Origin of the sequence: Labrenzia sp. THAF187b (assembly GCF_009363375.1) — a bacterium.
Taxonomy (GTDB): Bacteria; Pseudomonadota; Alphaproteobacteria; order Rhizobiales; family Stappiaceae; genus Roseibium; species Roseibium algicola.
The window spans coordinates 5,194,766-5,213,528 of record NZ_CP045344.1; the positions used below are offsets into that span (position 1 = coordinate 5,194,766).

Consider the following 18,763-nt stretch of genomic DNA (forward strand, 5'->3'; position numbering starts at 1 on the left):
CCAATCCAACAGGGAGGTCTTTTAATGAGCGAAAATATTCCAGGTTTTTCCACTCTCGCGATTCACGCTGGCGCAGCGCCGGATCCTTCGACAGGCGCGCGGGCGACACCGATTTACCAGACGACATCGTTCGTTTTCGACGATGTCGATCATGCTGCTTCCCTGTTCGGGCTACAGGCCTTCGGCAACATTTACACACGCATCACCAATCCGACGACGGCTGTTCTGGAGGAGCGCGTTGCGGCGCTTGAAGGCGGTACCGCCGCACTTGCGACAGCTTCCGGTCATTCCGCTCAGCTTCTGTGCTTCCACACCTTGATGCAGCCCGGCGACAACATCGTGGCCGCAAACAAGCTCTATGGTGGCTCCATCAACCAGCTGAACCACTCCTTCAAGAGCTTCGGCTGGGGCGTGAAGTGGGCCGACCCTGCGGACATGTCGTCCTTCGAAGCGGCGATTGACGACCGCACGCGCGCGATCTTCATCGAGAGCCTGGCCAATCCCGGCGGAATCGTTGTCGACATCGAGGCGATTGCGGCAATTGCAAAGGCAAAGGGTGTGCCGCTGGTGGTCGATAACACCATGGCAACGCCATACCTGTGCCGGCCGATCGAACACGGTGCTGATATCGTTCTGCACTCGCTGACCAAATTCATGGGCGGTCACGGCAATTCCATGGGTGGCATCATCGTCGACGGCGGCAGCTTCGACTGGTCTGCCAGCGGCAACTATCCGCTGCTGTCCCAGCCCCGGCCGGAATACCAGGGCATCGTCCTGCACGAGACATTCGGCAACTTCGCCTTTGCGATTGCCTGCCGTGTGCTTGGTCTGCGCGACCTCGGACCGGCCATCTCGCCCTTCAACGCTTTCATGATCCTGACCGGCATCGAAACCCTGCCGCTGCGCATGCAGCGTCATTCGGACAATGCCAAGAAAGTCGCGCTTCACCTGGCGGCCCACGACAAGGTCAAATGGGTGTCCTACGCAGCCCTGCCGGAAGACAAGCACCACGCCCTGCAACAGAAATACATGCCAAAAGGCGCCGGTGCCGTGTTCACTTTCGGCGTTGAAGGCGGTTATGACACAGGTGTCGCCCTGGTGAGCAAGGTGGAACTGTTCTCGCACCTGGCCAACATCGGTGACACGCGCAGTCTGATCATCCATCCAGCGTCCACCACACACCGCCAGCTTTCGGATGAACAGAAGACCGCGGCCGGCGCGGGCCCGGATGTGGTGCGTATTTCGGTCGGCCTGGAAGATGTCGATGACATCATCGCCGATCTCGATCAGGCCCTTTCCGGATAAGAGGCTCCAGCAGAACAAACGAAAAGCCCGCCGATTGGCGGGCTTTTTTGCCTGTACACTCGATCAGGCCCCGAGGCCGTAAGCGCAGCGGAAATCCAAGACTGGAGCGCCGCAGCGTTCGGAGCAAAGTGCTTCCACGCGGCTGTCCGTTTCCCCAACACGTGAGATTGCCGAAGCCTAGCTGCGAATGGCGAAGGGCCCTTTCAGCATGGCCACATAGTCAACCGCAGCCGCCAGAACAATAACCGCGAAGCCCTGATGCACCAGAGCGATGGACAGCGGCACGTGCCACAGCAACGTCAGAATGCCGAAGATCGCCTGCAGCAACAGGAAGCCCCCGACATGGGCGCCTGCCCGGCGCAGCTCCTTGCGCCGGCTTACGCGGAAGGTACTCCAGGCCAGCGCCACACCGGTGAACACCAGCACATAGGCTGTCATGCGATGCTGGAATTGAACCGTCATCACGTTTTCAAAGAAATTCAGCCAGATAGGCTGGATGGCAAGCATGCCGCGCGGAATGAACTGGCCATCCATGAGTGGCCATGTGTTGAAGGTCAATCCGGCGTTCAGCCCGGCGACGAGACCTCCCAGGAACATCTGAACAAAGACAAGGAAAAGAACCAGTTTGCCCAGCCCTGCGAGCCGCTCCTGTTCCTGAATTTCGGGTTCGGGCAAGGGGCTCAGCCGCCGGGCAATCCAGAAAAGATAGGCAAAAATGAATAGTGCGAGCGTCAGGTGTGTGGCCAGCCGGTACTGACTGACATCCACCCTGTCCACCAGACCGGAAGCCACCATCCACCAGCCGACAAAGCCCTGCAAACCGCCAAGTGCCAGGCCGACAAGCAATCTCGGCTTCAGCCAGGGCTCTATCCTGCCGGTTGCCCAGAACGCCACCATGGGAACAAAAAACGCAACACCAATGAAGCGCCCCAGCAGCCGGTGCGCCCATTCCCACCAGAAGATGAACTTGAACTCGTCAAGGCTCATGCCTTTGTTGATGAGCTGATATTCCGGAATCTGGCGATATTTTTCCAGCTCCTCTTCCCACTCGGCTTCGCTGAGCGGCGGAATGACGCCGTGGATGGGTTTCCACTCGGTGATAGACAGACCGGATTCGGTCAGACGCGTCGCTCCGCCGACGACGACCATGGCCAGGATCAGCGCACAAACGAAGTAGAGCCACCACCGGATCAGGGCCCTGTTCTGTCGCAATCTCTGCAATTTGGCCGGAAGCATCTGTTCGTTCTTCACACCTTCTGCAATCGCAATCATGACCCGCTTCCGGAAATTCTTATCGTGAGTTTGACCTTTGGCTTGCGGAGATATAGGTGCAGGAGCAAGACGGCAAGCGGTCCGGGACGTTTTGCGGCAAAAGGTCCCTCATCGCGCGGATTCACACACGGTCAACGGACACGCCCCACAATGGTTCCCTCGTTTCGCAAGTTTATCGGCATGGTGCTGCTGGTTGTTTTTGTGGTGGTCTACGCCCTCACCGCTATGGTGATCGGCGACCTGACATTGCAGCAGTCCTCAAACCTGGTCCGCTTCATCTACTTCGGCATCGCAGGTCTGGCCTGGGTCATCCCGGCAGGCGCGATTATCTGGTGGATGGAAAGAGGCGGGAAAAGCCGGACCTGACACCAAACCCGTTGGCAGCCCACCGGGCAACCCGGTAAAGCGCAAAGGGCGCCCCCGTCAGGTACTGATCGACGACAGCCGGGTCTTGAAACCGGCCGTTCAGGGAGACGCGTGGCAGCATCATCGGGTCGCGCGCATTGACGGATTGAAGCACACCGGGAAGCGTCGTCACAGACGAGGCGAAGCCGATCTCCCGCAAGATATCCGCATCGCGCGGTGTAACCGCGTGTGATTTTCCATACGGATAGGCAAAGTGCTTCGGCCTGCGGCCGAGTTCTTTCTCCAGCCGCTCAAGGCCCCTGGTCACATCTTCACAGGCGGCATCTGCGTTCAACCGCGCCATGGCGAAATGATCGTGGGTGTGGGCACCGATGGTAACCAGCGGATCACCAGCCAGTTGGCGGGTCTCGTCCCACGTCATCATCTGCCCGTCCGCCAGGGCTTTCAGGTCGACGCCGTATCTTTCAGCAAGCGCCCGGATGATCTTGCGCTGATCTCCTTCGCCAACCTCCAGTGTCAGATGATCGACGATCTTTTCGAAACACGCGTTTTTTTCTGCAAGTGTTATGCACGGGATGCCGGCTGAATTGCCTGCTGCAGTAAAGACCACTTCATCGTTGTCTGCGATGATCTTCTCAAGGGCCAGCCACCACAGTTCGCTGGTCCGGTCGATCAGCCCGGTTGTGACGAACACGGTGAAAGGAGCTTCCAGTTCCTTCAATATCGGATAGGCGACAGACAGATTGTCCCGGTACCCGTCATCGAAGGTCAGAACTGCATAGCGGCGGTGCCCGTAACCGGACTTGAGCAGGTCAACGGCTTCATCCATCGATATGATTTCATAGCCGTTTGCCCTAATCCGCTCGACCGCAAGCTTCAGAAATTCGGGCGTGATTTCCAGGTGACGGTTCGGCTGGAAAGCATCGGAGCGTGCGGACCGGACATGGTGCATCATAAACACGGCACCACAGCCCTGGGTAAACGGTGCCAGCATACGGCCGAGCCCCGTTCCCTTAAGTACACTGAATGCGCGTGTTACCGTCTTGTGCCGCATGCCCATGTGGCCGAAATGCCCACCTTGCTAGAATGTGCCAGTTAGGCACGGTTTCTTTAACAATTATTGCTAAATCTATCGAGACTTAGCTTGATCTGCCAGCGCGACGTCCTGTCTGTCCTTCATGTTCGTTCAAAATGGTTTATCCGATTTTCAATAACCGTTTCAGCCTGTCTTTCACGCGCCATGGCGCGAGGTGAGCACCGTGTCCTCAACAGACCTTGAATTGTCCATATTCACGAGGCTTAGCGAAGCACAGGCTGACTGGCAACAACTAAAGGATGTGCTGCACAGTAATCCATACCAGTCTCCTGCCTGGCTTTGCAGCTGGTTCGAGACAGTCGGCCAGAGCCTGAATTGCACGCCGGTGATAGTTGTCGGACGGCGTCGCGGTCAGGCGGTTTTTCTGCTGCCACTGCAACTTGAACGGTCTGCTGGAATCTCTGCGCTGACGTTTCTCGGCCACCAGAATGGCAACCAGAATACGGGCCTCTGGCATGCAGATTTCTACCGAGATGCCGCCGCAGCCGAGATGAAAAGCCACCTGTCAGCCGTCTGCAAACAGGTCGGAGCTGATCTCCTCAAGCTTGAGAACGTTCCGGAGACCTGGCTAGGGCGCGACCATCCGCTGGTATTCAAAGGAGCGACGTCAAGCCCGAGCCCTGTTTTCGCACGCGCCCTGCCCTCCGATTTCGGACAGTTGTTCAACGACACACACAGCAAATCCGCACGCAAGAACCTGCTTCGCAAGGAACGGCATCTTCAGGCAGCCGGTGACTACACGATTACCAAAGCCGCCTCCCCTGTCGACAGGCAACGTGGCTTTAATGCCTTTCTTGAACAACGCTCAATCAGGGCAAAGGAAGCGGGCATTCCGAATGTTTTTTCGGCGCCCCCAGCGAAGACGTTCCTGTCCTGCGTGCTTGGCCTGGATGCAGCGGGCAGCGCTCAGGATCACGGCGCTCATCCCCTGGATCTCTGGTACCTGGAAACGGGAGACCAGATCAGGGCCACCTATCTGTGCGCCCAGCATGGCAAGACGCTTTATGCCTACAGCAACAGCGTTGCTCATGACGACATGCTGCCCAACAGTCCAGGTCTGGTCCTGATCAAGGAAATCATCGAACGAGCGTGCGGTGATCCGACCATCGACACACTGGACCTCGGCCTTGGCGAGGAACGCTACAAGACCACGTGGGCGGAACCAGTGCCTTTGAAGGACAGCCTTTTGGCGATGACCTGGAAAGGGGCTCTGCGCATGCGCCTGGAAGCAGCAAGACTGAAAGCCAAAACCCACATCCGCAATTCATCGATGCTGTGGCCGCTGATCCGGCGTTTGCGCAAGATGAAAGCGGGTTTCGCCGGCAACAGTTAGACAGTTGGTGACCAACTGTCGCCAACATCTTCCTCAGGCGGCGTGCCCGTCGCCGTTTCTACGCGGCCCCGGTCCGGTTCCACCAGAAATCACGACTTCGACCTTCGCGCCGGTGTTATGTGCCAGAAGATTGGCCGCACTTTGCAGTTCGTGGCCGTGATCAGGAGCGGAAGCCGCAATCAGAACCCTGTCCGCAAAACTCAACATACGGGCACTCGCCAGCGACCCATCGATGGCGCCAAGATCGACAACGACGGTTTCATAGGTCGACTTGATTGCTTCAAGAGCGAGCTTGAAACGTTCCGAGTTTACCATTTCGTCCGTGATCTCAACCCGCCCGGCCTCAATGATATGCGCCTTTGATCCTGCATCACGATAGACCACCTTGGCGAAAGGCGCCGTTCCAGCGACAATGTCGGAGAACCCTTCGGCCCCCTTCAGGTTGGTCTGATCGGGAAAGACTTCCATGATGAGAGAAGACTTGCCACGCCCGGCCGCCTTCCGGATCAGGTCGAAAGCGAGTTCGTGAGACAGGGCCTCATCATCGACGCTGAGCACGACGACGCGCCCCGCCGCTTCAACGTCGTCCGCGTGCGTTGTCTTGAGCTGCTCTTCCCGCTTTGCTTGTCTGCTTGTCTTGCTGGCTGAAACCACAGGAACAGGAGCGACTTCCGCACCTGGAACCTCTGCTTCGGTTTCCTTCGAACCCCGCATGTCCCCCACCCGGTCCGGGCTGACATCGTGATCGTAGCCAGTCTTCATTTTTCGACCACGAAGCTTGCCGGACAGGATCCCGATGCGTCCCTTTGGCCGCTGTGTCTTTTCCAAGGCCTGGGGTTGGGGTTCCGGGGGCTGCTCAGGAACCGTTTCTTCGGCAGGCTCATCAATGCTAGCGGCTGTTTCAGGGACGCTTGGTTCTGCGTCGCGATGCGTGTCGGTTTTGCTCCACTCGCCAGGATCGATCCTGTAGCTGGCAACGGTCTGACCGTAGCCGCCACCCCAGCCTGGGTTTTCAGCCCGCACGGTATCCTGAGGACCTGACTGCGGCCGCTCATCCATGCGCGGTGCGACGCGCTGCCCTTCGGACGAACCATCCTGCATCCGGTAGAGCGCATTGCCGTTCAGAAATTCGCGCATGAGCACAAAGGCACATCCGAGAATAAAAGTAACAAGCGCAGCAATGATGGTGCTGGCAATGATTTTGGGCGAATCCGGTTCTACCGGCACGCTGGAACGGGAGATGATCCTGGCATCGGCAGGCAGAACCTGTGCACGCAAGCGGGAATCAGCTTCCTGGAAACTCAGCAGAAGCTGGTCAAGTTGCGCCGCCTTTGCATTGGCTTCGCGCTCCAGTTCCGCGAGCCTTGCCTGATCGGCGTTGGATTTTGCCGCAGCCGTCTTCAGCTCCTCAAGGCGTGCCCCAAGTGCTTTTGCGCGCTGGTCTTGCACCTTCGCATCGTTTTCCAGCCCCTGCAGGATCTTGCGTGCTTCCGATCGGATTTGCCGGTCGTAATCACCAAGCTGAGATTGAAGCGCCTTCAGTTGCGGGTGGTTGGGCAACAGTGTGATTGAGAGTTCTGCAATATTGGACTGAATTTCGACCTGACGCTCCCGCAGACGCTGAATGAGCGCGGAATTCAGCACATCGCTCGCAGTCTCGAGAGAACCGCCTGAATTCAGCAACTCGCGAATGAGGTCGGCTTTGGCCTGCGCCTCGGCCTTGGAGGACTGGGCGTCGGAGTAAGCGGTACTCGTTTCGGCAAGTTGCTGCTGGTTGAGCGGGATGTTGTCGGCACCGATCAAAAGGTCTGCCCGGGCGCGAAAATCCGATACCGCCTGCCGGGCTGCCTGAACTTCCCGGCGCAATTCGACAATCTGAGGCTCCAGCGCAGCAGAGGCCTGCTCGGTCGTCTGCCGTTTTGCGCTGGATTGAACCGACAGATACTCATCAACAATCGTATTGGCGACCTTGGCCGCCAGAACCGGACTTTCGGCGGTGTAGTCGACCGCGATCACGCGGGATCCCTCCAACCGGTAGATTTCCAGATTCTCGTAGTAATGCTTGAGGACCCGTTCTTCCTCGCTATTGCCATCGGTCTCGTTTCCGAACCCGACCAGAGACAGCAGGAGGTTGACGAGGCTGCCATCGTCTTTCGCATCGAACTCCGGTATCGCAGCAAGGTTGAGCTTGTTCGCGACTCGACGTGCCAGATCAGCGGACTTGAGCAGTTGCACCTGGCTGACAACACCTTCGCTGTCGAGCAGCGCTCGCTCTTCTTCCTGCCCTCGCGATGCACCGGGCAGATTGTCCGTGCTCTCGATGATGAGGCGCGCTTCGCCCTTGTATTTGGGCGCTACGAACTGGAGCCCCAGAAAGACGACAACGGTGACGAAGAGCGTGAGTGGCACAAGCCAGCCCAGGGATCGCCCGATCGTCCGCAACAGACCACCCAGATCCAGCGCCATATCGTCTTCGGAATGTGTCTGCCGCTCAGCATTCATCTTTTGAAACTCCAAAATACCGGCAAACTATGTCGAATTATGGTAAGCGTTCGGTTAAGCTGGTTACAGTCTCCGGGGACGCCCTGTTAATTAATGCATGCGCAAATTTGACAGGGTGCCGGACAGGTCTTTTTTCCTCTTCACCCTCAATTAACCATAAAGCGCGATCCTGTCTCCGAATTGTAGGAGAGTCGTTGATGCGAACGAGAGCGCTTGTTGTCCTGGGCTTGTGCCTGGGCCTTGCTGCATGCAGCGGGTACAGACAGCCGCCGACAGCGTTTCACGAAACACTGACCCAGCCTTATCGCTTGGACTCAAGCGATAGGCTGCGCATTATCGTGTTCGGCCAGGATGACCTGTCCAATACTTATGTCGTTGATCAAGCAGGATATATTTCCTTCCCGCTGGTCGGCAGCGTCGCTGCGCGCGGCAAGACGCAGCAAGGCCTGGCATCCGAAATTTCGGCCAAGCTGCGTCAGGGCTATATCCGCGATCCGGACGTCTCGGTGGAGGTCGATACCTATCGTCCGATCTTCGTCATGGGTGAAGTGCAAAATGCAGGCCAATATAATTACGTTGCCGGCATGACCGTTCAAAACGCCATCGCAACAGCAGGCGGATTCAGTTCGCGGGCGCTGCAGTCAGATGTGGATATCACCCGACAGCTCAACGGTGAAATTCTAAACGGCCGTGTGCCCATTTCGGACCCGGTGCGTCCCGGTGATACAATTTACGTCCGTGAGCGTTTTTTTTAGGGTCCCGCCAAGTTAACTGTGGACTCACCTCCCTTTGTTAGGGTGCAGTTTCAGTGCCCCACAGGTTCGATAAGAGACCTGGGGGTGGCAACAGGGATACTGCATCATGACAACGACCCCCATGCGGATCGTGCATTGCGTGCGCTCGCCCATTGGCGGCATTTTTCGCCATATCCGGGATCTGGCCATCTGCCAGTCGGAAGCGGGACACGATGTCGGCCTCGTATGTGACAGCAACACGGGCAGTGCTTTCGACAATCAGCTTCTTGAAGAGCTGAAACCGAGGCTAGCTCTTGGTATTGCACGCTTTCCCATGCAACGTCAGCTGACCGTACAGGATCTGACGGCAACTGTTTCCCTATACAAGCACATCCGGGACCTGAAACCCGACATCCTGCATGGACACGGGGCAAAAGGTGGCGCTTATGCGCGCCTGATCGGCAGCGTTCTGCGCTTGCGCGGCCAGAAAGCCGCCCGCGTCTATTGCCCCCATGGCGGCAGTCTGCACTATGATCCCAATCGCTTCGAAGGCCGGGTCTACCACACGCTGGAACGGCTCCTTGGCCGCCTGACCGACGGGCTGATCTTTGTGTCCGACTATGAAGCCGCAGCCTACGAAAGCAAGGTCGGTCACACGAAAGCCCGGTCGCGCATTGTCTACAACGGGCTGACACCAGACGAATTCACCCCCGTTCCGGTGGATGAAGCAGCCGCCGATTTCCTCTATATCGGAATGCTGCGAGACCTGAAGGGACCGGACCTTTTCATTGAAGCGCTTTACAACATTCGCCTGAAGAACGGCACTGCGCCCAAGGCTCACATCGTTGGTGAAGGCCCGGACGAAGAGCGGTATCGGAACATGGTGAGGAAGCTGGGGCTCGACGGCGCAATCACGTTCCATGGCGCCCTTCCCGCTCGGGAAGCTTTCAAGCTCGCCAGGAATGTCGTTGTTCCCTCACGCGCCGAAGCCATGCCCTATATCATCCTGGAGACCGTGGCAGCAGAACGTCCGCTGATCGCAACACGGGTCGGCGGCATTCCGGAAATATTTGGCCGCTATGCCAATCGGCTGGTGGAACCAGGCCATATCGGCAAACTGACCACAGCCATGGAAGAAGCACTTGCGGATCCCGCCAAGATGGCTCAACAGGCAAAAAACCTGCGCAGCTGCCTTGCAGAGACTTTCTCGGTCGACCTCATGAACGACAGAATCACCACCCTCTACCAGGAAATCCAGGGCATCACCCCGACCGATAGCTCGACACCGGCCCAAGCTGATAGTGTCTCAGCCGTGCCGCGTGCGCAGACCGTTCTTGCCAGATCGAGCAACCGATAATGAATACCCCATTTTTAAAACCCTCTGATGCGGCCGAACCGAAGCCTGTTCAAGGCGGGACATCCGGTTTGGGGCACAGATTGGAAAAGCATTTCAGACATACCGTTCATGGCGCGACCGGCCAAAGCAACGTCGAGGTTCTGTCCGCAGCCAACACCAGCCTTTCGGCCGATGCCTTTGAAATTGCTCAAGGCTTAGGTGGCAAGGGCGTTTCCGTCACCGTTCTCACCGGCATGGTGCGTCTTACGGACGTACTTCTAATCGCTGGAACGGCTCTGTTCGCGGTCTTTACCAGTCCCGAAGCGGCTGGTTTCGGACTTGGCAACCTGTTTGTCACTGGCGCCGCCATCCTGTTTGCGCTCGCCTTTTTTCAGGCCGCCGACGTCTATCAGGTTCCGGTCATGCGCCAGGGTCTGTCGCAGATCGGACGGGTTGCCGCCGGCTGGACGCTCGTGTTCGCCATGTTCGCGCTTCTGCGCACCACAACAGGCATCGGCACGGAACTGTCAGATGCCTGGATCGGCGCCTGGTTCGCGATAAGCCTGACCGGCCTTTGCCTGTCACGCTTCATTGTCTATCGACTGGTGCGTCACTGGATGAAATCCGGTCGCCTGGAACGGCGCGCGATCATCGTCGGCGGCGGCACGGCCGCCCAGGAGCTGATCCACGACCTGGAAGCCCAGGCGGACAACGACATCCGCATTTGCGGTATTTTCGATGACCGGAACAACGAACGTTCGCCACCAGTGGTGGCCGGTTATCCGAAGCTCGGCAACATCAGCGCGCTGGTCGAATTCGCCCGCCTGGCACGCATCGACATGCTCATTGTGTGCATTCCCCTGCGCGCAGAGCAAAGGGTGCTGGAGCTTTTGAAAAAACTCTGGGTTCTGCCGGTCGACATCCGGCTTTCTGCCCACACCGACAAGGTACGCTTTCGTAACCGCGGATCGAGCTTCATCGGTACGGTTCCATTTGTCGACGTGGTCGAAAAGCCGATAGCCGATTGGGACATGGTCGCAAAGCGGATCTTCGACCTTGTCTTCGCTTCGCTCGCCATCATCACGCTGCTGCCGGTCATGATCGCCGCTGCCATCGCCGTGAAGCTGGACAGCAAGGGGCCGATCCTGTTCAGGCAGAAACGCTACGGCTTCAACAACGAGATCATCGAAGTTCTGAAATTCCGGTCCATGTACACGGAAATGGCCGATCCGGACGCCAAGAAGGTGGTGACCAAGGGCGATCCCCGCGTGACCAGGGTCGGACGTTTCATCCGCAAGACTTCGATCGATGAATTACCGCAGCTTTTCAACGTTCTCGGCGGCAGCCTGTCGCTCGTCGGACCTCGCCCGCATGCCGTCAACGCCCATACCAACAACAAGACCTGGGACGACGTCGTTGACGGTTACTTCGCGCGGCACAAGGTCAAGCCGGGCGTGACCGGCTATGCGCAGATCAACGGCTGGCGCGGTGAAGTCGATACACCGGAAAAGATCCAGAAGCGCGTGGAGTGCGATGTCTACTACATCGAGAACTGGTCGATCCTGTTCGACCTGAAAATCCTGATCCAGACGCCCTTCCGGTTGCTCAATACGGAGAACGCTTATTGAGCCTTGCGACCGACCATTTTGGCGGCACGCCTCATGCGCGCGCGCCTATCGGTCTTCAGGCCAGGAGCCTGGGCAACGCCGCACTGTGGCTTGCAGCCTTTCTGTCCGGGTTCGTAATCGAGGAGCCGGCGCCTTACGAACTCTACATGGCGCTGCTTTCGGTCGTCTGGCTTGCCTGCGGCCTGAAACTTCGCCGTGAATTCGGTCCGCTGATCATCTGTCTGATGCTTTACATTGCAGGCGGCGTCGCCTCCATTCCCATGGCCAAGGAGATGGGCGATGCCATCATGTACATTGCCGTTTCCGGCTTTCTGGCAATCACGGCAATCTTCTATGCCGCCATTATCGCGGAAGACCCCGGCAGGTTCAGGGTCATCCAGAGCGGCTATATCGCCAGCGCCGTGCTCGTGGCTGCCATAGGCATCGCCGGTTACTTTCAGCTTTTCCCCGGCGCGTCCTATTTCACACTCTACGATCGAGCCCGCGGCACCTTCCAGGACCCCAACGTGTTCGGTCCGTTCCTGGTGCTGCCGACGGTGCTTCTGATCCAGAAGCTGCTCCGGCAATCGGTGTTGCGTAACCTGCACCTTTTGGTGCCGCTTGCCGTCCTGCTGCTTGGCGTCTTCCTGAGTTTTTCACGCGGTGCCTGGGGTGTCCTGTCGGCATCGGTGCTGCTCGTCTATTTCCTGGCGCTCGTCACAGAAAAAGCCGGGGCCCGCCGGGCGCGCCTGGTGCTTCTTGGCGTAATCGGCATCCTTGCCGTCTTCGCCCTGATCGGTGCGGCGCTTTCGGTCGATACGGTCGCCGACATGTTCGCAGAACGGGCAAAGCTCGTACAATCCTACGACGGTGCCCGCCTTGGCCGCTTCGCCCGCTACTCGCTCGGCTTTCAGCTGGTGATGGAACACCCGCTCGGACTCGGCCCGCTGGAGTTCAACAAGTATTTCCCGGAAGACGAACACAACGTCTATCTGAAAGGCTACACGACCTACGGCTGGCTCGGCGGCTCGATCTACATTCTGATGGCGCTATGGACGTTCTGCGCGCTGGTGCCGCTCCTGTTCAAAGCCCGCCCGTGGACCGCCTTCACCCAATCCGTCTTCGCGGTGTTTACCGCGCATCTTATCCTGTCGGTGATCATCGACACCGACCACTGGCGGCACATGTATATGCTGTACGGCTTGGCCTGGGGCCTGATTGCCGCTGAAAAGCTCGGCCATGGCCGCCCTGCACGACCGGTTCCCGCCTTCCCTTACCGCAAGTAACAGATGTCTGGAAAAGCCTCCAAAGAAGCGCAACAACCTGCTTGCGCTTGGCATGCGAACAAGCTAGGTAGGGTCCGTTCGGGCAGTAGCGCAGCCTGGTAGCGCACTTCACTGGGGGTGAAGGGGTCGTCGGTTCAAATCCGGCCTGCCCGACCAAACATTTCAATGACTTACGGCTTTTTTAGAATTCCGAGCGCTCATTTATCGCTCAGAAACTACGCTGTAGGCCCCGGCGCTGAGAAACGGATTCGCTCGATCGTGACGGCAACCATTCTCGCGTTTACCGTCACAGCGCACACAGCCACCCCAAAAGATCCAAGCAAACTTCCTCTAGAGTTTCGAGACAGCAAGCCGCTGGACCTGACACAATTCCAGACGCTGAATTGAACGCTTGACGAAACACCCCTGCCCCGCCATTTCGACAGGATGGTGAGGCAGCACCCACCGGCGAACATCAAACAAATCACGATTTCCGAGTCCCCGAGCTTTGCAGCGGCGTACAGGTGCACTTCCCCGCGCTGCGCGAACATGACTGTTTTGGATCTAGATTCGTTCGATGATCGAGAAGTGATCTGAGACCCGATCTTCTTCCACTTCAGCGCGGAGTCCTTTGGTTGATTTTTGGCCTCATGCGGCCCGTGATTGCAAAGTCATTTTCGATGCGAATTCGTAGGCGTGAGATTGCCCAGGGATAAATGGGGTCTGTTGCGGTTGTAGTCTTCCTTCCATGCGGTGATTTGGGATCCGGCTTCGGCGAGGGCAACAAATGCGCGGAATGCCGGTTCATTGCACGCTCCGTCTTGCCAACACAACGCGGTGCGCTAAAGTTGTGCTTTCGCTGGGGAGCGCAACCAAATGGAAAGCCGAGACAAGCCTCTTTTTTTTGTTCTTTGCATCATCGCCGTTTTGCTGGCGGTTCAGATTTTTTTGTTCAATCCACCAATAGCAATCGAATTTAAGACCGGGGCGGAGTGCGAACAGGACGGTTGGCAGTGCGTCGCATACAGATGGCAAACGCTCATAGGCGGCTCTTTTGCGATATTCGCTGCGGCAATTGCCTGGACAAGCCTTGAAATTCAAAACATCAGAGCGGCAAAACAATCGCGTGAAGCAAGAACCAGACGACTTCGTCGAACCTTGATGGACATGGAGTATCTGCGAGATACTGCAAACAACATTCACAAATGCTTCCTGGCCATTTGTCCCAACGACGCAGGGCCATTCAATCTCACTCACAAAAGCATTGGGAATTGCCGCCAAAACCCCCTCCCAATGCCAAGACATCACGAAATAGGAATGGCAGCTAGCTGTAAGCACATGCTTGATACTGTGAATACAGTCCTCACACAGTTCAGACAATCGACTATAAAAATGGTCGAAGATGAAAAACACCCGGCACAGCTACCGCCTAAAGAACTCGACTATATTGTTCGAGGCGCCTTCATCTCTGCGATACAACTTGAACACTTTATTGAAGATCTCGAACGAGACATAAAAATGCTTAAAACGGAAATCCAAATAAGCTAGGCTGCGCGCTCGAATAACTACTGAAGTCATGCCGATAACATCGAACACGGCTTCGGTGTTGTTTCGGGCCATAACGCAGGGCGCCGCGGAACGGAACACCTCGAAGAAGCGTCCGAGCATCCCTATTCCCGATCGCCTCTGCCGCGCACCTGGAACGCTGACAGAGACTGGACGCGGACTGCACGCATGTGATCCACTGCGATGGCCAGCCGCTAAAGAGCGTCAAAAAAGCGTGGGTTAAGATTCGCGAAGCCGCGAACTGGATCCGGAAGTCATTCCGTATGTGCTGCGCCACACGGCGGCAAGCTGGGGCATTCAGAACGTTATCACCACGCAGGAGCTACAGGGCCTCGCCAACTACCTTGGCAAGTCACTGAAGATGCTGCTCGACGTCTACGGACACTTGAACTCAACCCACCACCAAGCGGCGTCCAACGCCATAGGAAAGCGACCAGGCGCATGACACAACAAGGAGAACAAAATGGAATCCGCTCAGAAACCCCGGGACATTCCGTGATTTTCCGAGCACCTTGAAAACCAGAACTCGCAGTTTTCTGTGGTTCTTCACCCGGTCCCACTCGCTGCGGGTGAAGGGGTCGTCGGTTCAAATCCGGCCTGCCCGACCAACACAAACTTCCCCAAATATTTTGCAGATTTTGAACGAGTATGCGGCTGGATTTCCATCCAGCGCCGCATTGCGTTTGCCGTTCAGCATTCCAACGTTTCACGCAGAAGTATCACAGTCTGCCAATTTCGCTTCCCGCAGTTGCTTGCCGGCGGATGCACGCTATGCGTAAACTTACCTACCGTGACAACGTATGGCAGCTTGTGGCCACGGCACGAAACTGGCACCTGATTATGCTGTATTCCGAGTAATCATAGCTACCAGTTTGTATTCGAATATTCCGAGTATTTTTTTTGATGAGAATAGCGACAAAATTTTCGAGAAAGTCGTCTGATGATTTTTACTATTGCTACAGCGTCCTCGCGCGTAATCTGTGTTCTTCGTTCAAAACCATTCCAACGACAGACATCTATTTTCTGAATTCCAACCGCGAGCGGAGCTTGCAGCGCGAAGGCGTCAATTCGTTTTCTACCCGTGATGCCGTTGTTGTCTGCCGTCGTGATCATCCAGGCGTCGTCGAGCGTCTTTTGAATGAAAAGACAAAACGGCTCTATTACGTGATCGATGACAATTTATGGGCAGCAGACCACGATCTGTCGCTGCCTGAACTTTACCGGCAACGTTTGTTGAGCCTTCGCAATGGACAGCACAACAAGCTGGCAACTGCAGCCGACACGATTGTTGTCCCTTCGCCTGCCTTGTTCGAGGTCTACGAGCAACAAGGATTTCAGGTCAAAATGCTCGATCCGTATTGGTCAGAAGCACTTTCGACGGACTGGTGTTTTCAAGACCTGCCGGCAGATGCACCGCTCAGGATCGGCTACCTGGGAACTGCCAGCCACGCCGCCGATCGGAAATTCGTCCTTGAGGTATTTGAAAACCTGTTGGCGACAGGCGCAAATGTCGAACTGACAATAGTTGGAGATCACGACGTACCGCCGCAGCTTTCAACACACCCCAAGCTACGGGTTTTGAGGCACCTCGACTGGTATTTCTATCGCAAGCGCCTTTTCAAACACAGGTTTGACGTTCTTCTCTACCCGGTAATACCTTCCAGCTTCAACGATGCCCGATCCGCGAACAAGCTGGCAGAACATGCCGTTTGTGGAGGCGTTGGTGTGTACAGCGACAGTTGGGCCTATGCTGACTTCGTTCGCATCAACCGCGTGGGCCTGGTCTGGAAAAACAACGTTCGAACCTGGGTGGACAACCTGCTGTCGCTGTCGATTGAACGGAACTTTCAGGATCTCGTCGGATCGCTCACGCCCGTTCATGAGCGAAATGAAATTGCCGGAAGGGAACAGAAAGCCTTCTGGTCGGCGTGTTTGGAAACTCCTCGAGATTCATGCTCTCGAATAACAAAATGAGCGATTACTTGAATACCTAGTCTGCAATACTCTTGTAACCAGGCGATTCTATTTCTTTGGCCAATTTCAACCTAACATCTTCTGATAAATTTACCCCAATTTCTTCAAGCCAAGTTACGAACCGTTCTGACTGCGCTTTCATCTTCTCGAAAGATAACAGATAAACAGGTTGTTCAATCTGATCGAGAACTTTGGCCATTGCGAAATAAAAATGAAATGAATGTTGGATACCCATCTGCAAATCCGACTTATTAAGACCATGGACTGGACTCCTGGACATAATCGTCGAAGCCACATCCAACGGATTGCGTATAACGTAAAGTAATATTGAATTTGGATATTGCGATGTAAGATACGTTAAATGAAAAGAAAAACTTGGAAGTTTGACACCAACAACATCTTTCTCAACAAGCAATCCATCTATGGCGGTTTTGATTTTGTCCTCAGTAAGATCAGGTATCATCAAATCTGGAAGTTCATGATTGTTAACATCAACATCCCCAAAGTATATATTAGCTCGCCGCAATGCATAAGCTAGTGCAGAGGTTCCTCCACGACTTGCTCCAGAAATGAGATACACTTTCTTCTTGCTCGATGAAAACTTTCTCATCTTCTCATCGTTTATTGAAACACCAAGGTCAAATAATCTCATATACTACCGCCTACAAATCCATCCATATAATACCTATCAACGAACTTATAATAATTGATGTTCTGAAAATACTTCAACTTTCATTATACTGAAAATACGCATTATGATGCGAGAAGTTTTCGTTATAATAAGGGTCGCGTTGCATGATATCACCCCAGCGCTTTCTCATGGTCATAGACTCATGCTCGAATCTTGCCACCTTCTCCGGCGAAATATCTTGACCGCGCGAAACAGACTCATGATGAAATAATTGGGCATATGGAGTGTATACATTCTTCAACCCAAGATCTCTTGATAGCCTTAGGCAAAAATCAACATCATTGTACGCAACTTTTAGGTCTTTATCGTCCAAACCTCCACATTTTTGGTATTTTTCCTTTTCAACAACCATGCAAGCGGCGGTAACTGCGAGAAAATATTGCGGAAGCTGTAATCTGTTCTGGTAGCCGATATCGCCGCCTTGATAAAATTGAAAAGCGTGATTTGCGATACCTCCCACGCCCACGATCACACCAGCATGTTGAACCGAACCGTTGGCATAAAGGAGTTTCGCCCCAACAGCCCCGATATGAGGTAGCACTGCATAGGACACCATCTCCCGAAGCCATTCAGAAGAAATGACTTGAGTGTCATTGTTCAAGAGCACAACAACTGAACCGGAAGCATGTTCAACAGCAAAATTATTCATGGCCGAATAATTAAACTCACCTGAATACGGCAAAACAGTTACAGGGTGCTTTTCTGTTACTTCACTCAGATATTCTTTTAACTCCACTTCCACACTGTCATTATCCACGATGATAACGTCAAAACGTGGATAGTCTGTTTTATCAAACAAACTGAAGACACAGGCCTTTACAAATTCTGTGCGGTCACGGGTTGGAATAATGATTGTTACGTGCGGAACCGGGCTCGGAAGCTCCCTAACGATCCTGTTGCACCCTGAAGGGCCATTCGTTACCGACACCGGTGCTTCCGGGTGATTGTCCTTAAAGTATTCACGTACGGCGCGCTGACGCGCTTCTATGGCTTGCTGCATCCAGCGATCGGAAAAAGATCCCGAACCGGAGAAGCATCGCCAATGGTAGAGAATTTTCGGAATATGACGAATATTTTTCTCGTCAATCCGAGCAACCACCCGGAGTGCTAGATCATGGTCCTGACTTCCCTCGAAACCTGGTCGAAAACCTCCAACATCCCTGACTATTGAAGCCCTGTATACACTGAGGTGATTGACGTAGTTCTGGGTTAGAAAAAGTTCCAGATTCCAGTCCGGCTTGAAGTGTGGATCGGTAAGCCAGCCTTCCTTCCGGATTTTATCTTCATCCGAGTAGATGAAATCTGCCTCAGGAAATTGCAGAATTTCTCTGGCAACATAATAAAGGGCATGAACTGGTAGCAGGTCATCATGGTCCATGAATGCAATGTAAGGACCCGACGCTATATCTATAGCAGAATTTGAGGCTCTGCAGATATGTCCGTTTTCGTTCCGGTAAACGACTTTGATGCGCCCGTCGCTTTCTTCAATTTCCTTGAGAGCCTCTTGAATGGCAGGATCCGTTGAGCAGTCGTCAGCAATGCACAACTCCCAATGCGGATATATCTGCTTCTTCACGGATTGGATGGCATCTCGCAACTGAGCCAGATCTGTATTATAGACTGGCATCGCGATTGAGATTACTGGAGGATTATGCCAACCGGCAACTTCCTGCTGCATCTCTTCTCGTTCTGATATAGACGGATTTGCTTGTGCAA

At 55.1% G+C, this 18,763-nt stretch carries 15 protein-coding genes and 1 tRNA gene; 10 read left to right on the plus strand and 6 right to left on the minus strand.

The annotated features are described in order from the left end of the window. Positions 1-24: 24 nt before the first annotated feature. On the plus strand, positions 25-1,305 hold the full coding sequence (locus FIV03_RS23890) for an O-acetylhomoserine aminocarboxypropyltransferase (protein WP_023003850.1): 1,281 nt from the start codon (positions 25-27) through the stop codon (positions 1,303-1,305). 177 nt (positions 1,306-1,482) lie between these two features. Here FIV03_RS23890 and FIV03_RS23895 read toward each other — a convergent pair whose 3' ends face one another. Continuing rightward, entirely contained in the window at positions 1,483-2,577 is a 1,095-nt protein-coding gene (locus FIV03_RS23895; protein ID WP_075281493.1) for a COX15/CtaA family protein, read from the minus strand. A 150-nt stretch (positions 2,578-2,727) separates the two neighbouring features. On the opposite strand from FIV03_RS23895, the gene FIV03_RS23900 reads away from it, so the two are divergent. After that, the gene (locus FIV03_RS23900) at positions 2,728-2,943 is read left to right on the plus strand and encodes a DUF2842 domain-containing protein (RefSeq protein WP_023003848.1); all 216 of its coding nucleotides are present in this window, start codon (positions 2,728-2,730) and stop codon (positions 2,941-2,943) included. Here the strand turns inward: FIV03_RS23900 and FIV03_RS23905 are convergent. Then, entirely contained in the window at positions 2,903-3,997 is a 1,095-nt protein-coding gene (locus tag FIV03_RS23905) for a polysaccharide deacetylase family protein (protein ID WP_209009773.1), read from the minus strand. The two genes, FIV03_RS23900 and FIV03_RS23905, sit on opposite strands and share 41 nt — an antisense overlap. A gap of 205 nt (positions 3,998-4,202) precedes the next feature. Here FIV03_RS23905 and FIV03_RS23910 point away from each other — a divergent pair, with 205 nt between their 5' ends. Continuing rightward, positions 4,203-5,372 (plus strand): GNAT family N-acetyltransferase, encoded by a 1,170-nt coding sequence (locus FIV03_RS23910; protein ID WP_152511238.1) that lies wholly within the window; start codon positions 4,203-4,205, stop codon positions 5,370-5,372. A 33-nt stretch (positions 5,373-5,405) separates the two neighbouring features. Here the strand turns inward: FIV03_RS23910 and FIV03_RS23915 are convergent, their stop codons facing one another. Further along, positions 5,406-7,874 carry an exopolysaccharide transport family protein gene (locus FIV03_RS23915; RefSeq protein ID WP_152511239.1) on the minus strand — a complete coding sequence of 823 codons (2,469 nt, stop codon included), beginning with the start codon at positions 7,872-7,874 and terminating at the stop codon, positions 5,406-5,408. 197 nt (positions 7,875-8,071) lie between these two features. Between FIV03_RS23915 and FIV03_RS23920 the strand changes: the two genes are divergently transcribed. The 5 genes from FIV03_RS23920 (at position 8,072) to FIV03_RS23940 (ending at position 12,993) form a co-directional block, all read left to right on the plus strand. Beyond that, positions 8,072-8,629 carry a polysaccharide biosynthesis/export family protein gene (locus FIV03_RS23920; RefSeq protein WP_152511240.1) on the plus strand — a complete coding sequence of 186 codons (558 nt, stop codon included), beginning with the start codon at positions 8,072-8,074 and terminating at the stop codon, positions 8,627-8,629. 106 nt (positions 8,630-8,735) lie between these two features. Continuing rightward, positions 8,736-9,965 carry a glycosyltransferase family 4 protein gene (locus FIV03_RS23925; protein WP_286202229.1) on the plus strand — a complete coding sequence of 410 codons (1,230 nt, stop codon included), beginning with the start codon at positions 8,736-8,738 and terminating at the stop codon, positions 9,963-9,965. Continuing rightward, positions 9,965-11,572: an undecaprenyl-phosphate glucose phosphotransferase gene (locus tag FIV03_RS23930; protein ID WP_152511241.1), complete on the plus strand. Its 1,608-nt coding sequence runs from the start codon at positions 9,965-9,967 to the stop codon at positions 11,570-11,572. Before FIV03_RS23925 ends, FIV03_RS23930 begins: the two co-directional genes overlap by 1 nt. After that, positions 11,569-12,837 carry an O-antigen ligase family protein gene (locus FIV03_RS23935; protein WP_152511242.1) on the plus strand — a complete coding sequence of 423 codons (1,269 nt, stop codon included), beginning with the start codon at positions 11,569-11,571 and terminating at the stop codon, positions 12,835-12,837. Before FIV03_RS23930 ends, FIV03_RS23935 begins: the two co-directional genes overlap by 4 nt. A gap of 79 nt (positions 12,838-12,916) precedes the next feature. Then, positions 12,917-12,993: transfer RNA gene (locus FIV03_RS23940), tRNA-Pro, on the plus strand. 494 nt (positions 12,994-13,487) lie between these two features. Here the strand turns inward: FIV03_RS23940 and FIV03_RS32075 are convergent. Further along, positions 13,488-13,649, minus strand: a complete 162-nt coding sequence (locus FIV03_RS32075; protein ID WP_152511243.1) for an integrase core domain-containing protein — start codon at positions 13,647-13,649, stop codon at positions 13,488-13,490. Positions 13,650-13,692: 43 nt separating this feature from the next. Here FIV03_RS32075 and FIV03_RS23950 point away from each other — a divergent pair, with 43 nt between their 5' ends. After that, positions 13,693-14,364, plus strand: coding sequence for a hypothetical protein (locus tag FIV03_RS23950; RefSeq protein ID WP_152511244.1), 672 nt, complete (start codon positions 13,693-13,695; stop codon positions 14,362-14,364). A 921-nt stretch (positions 14,365-15,285) separates the two neighbouring features. Then, complete coding sequence (locus FIV03_RS23955; protein ID WP_152511245.1) at positions 15,286-16,356, plus strand: hypothetical protein; 1,071 nt, start codon at positions 15,286-15,288, stop codon at positions 16,354-16,356. Between the two features lie 16 nt (positions 16,357-16,372). On the opposite strand, the gene FIV03_RS23960 is transcribed toward FIV03_RS23955, so the two are convergent. Next, a complete protein-coding gene (locus FIV03_RS23960) occupies positions 16,373-17,008 on the minus strand; it encodes a hypothetical protein (RefSeq protein WP_152511246.1) in 636 nt (211 codons plus the stop codon). Positions 17,009-17,081: 73 nt separating this feature from the next. Then, on the minus strand, positions 17,082-18,725 hold the full coding sequence (locus tag FIV03_RS23965; protein WP_152511247.1) for a glycosyltransferase: 1,644 nt from the start codon (positions 18,723-18,725) through the stop codon (positions 17,082-17,084). Positions 18,726-18,763: the final 38 nt, after the last annotated feature.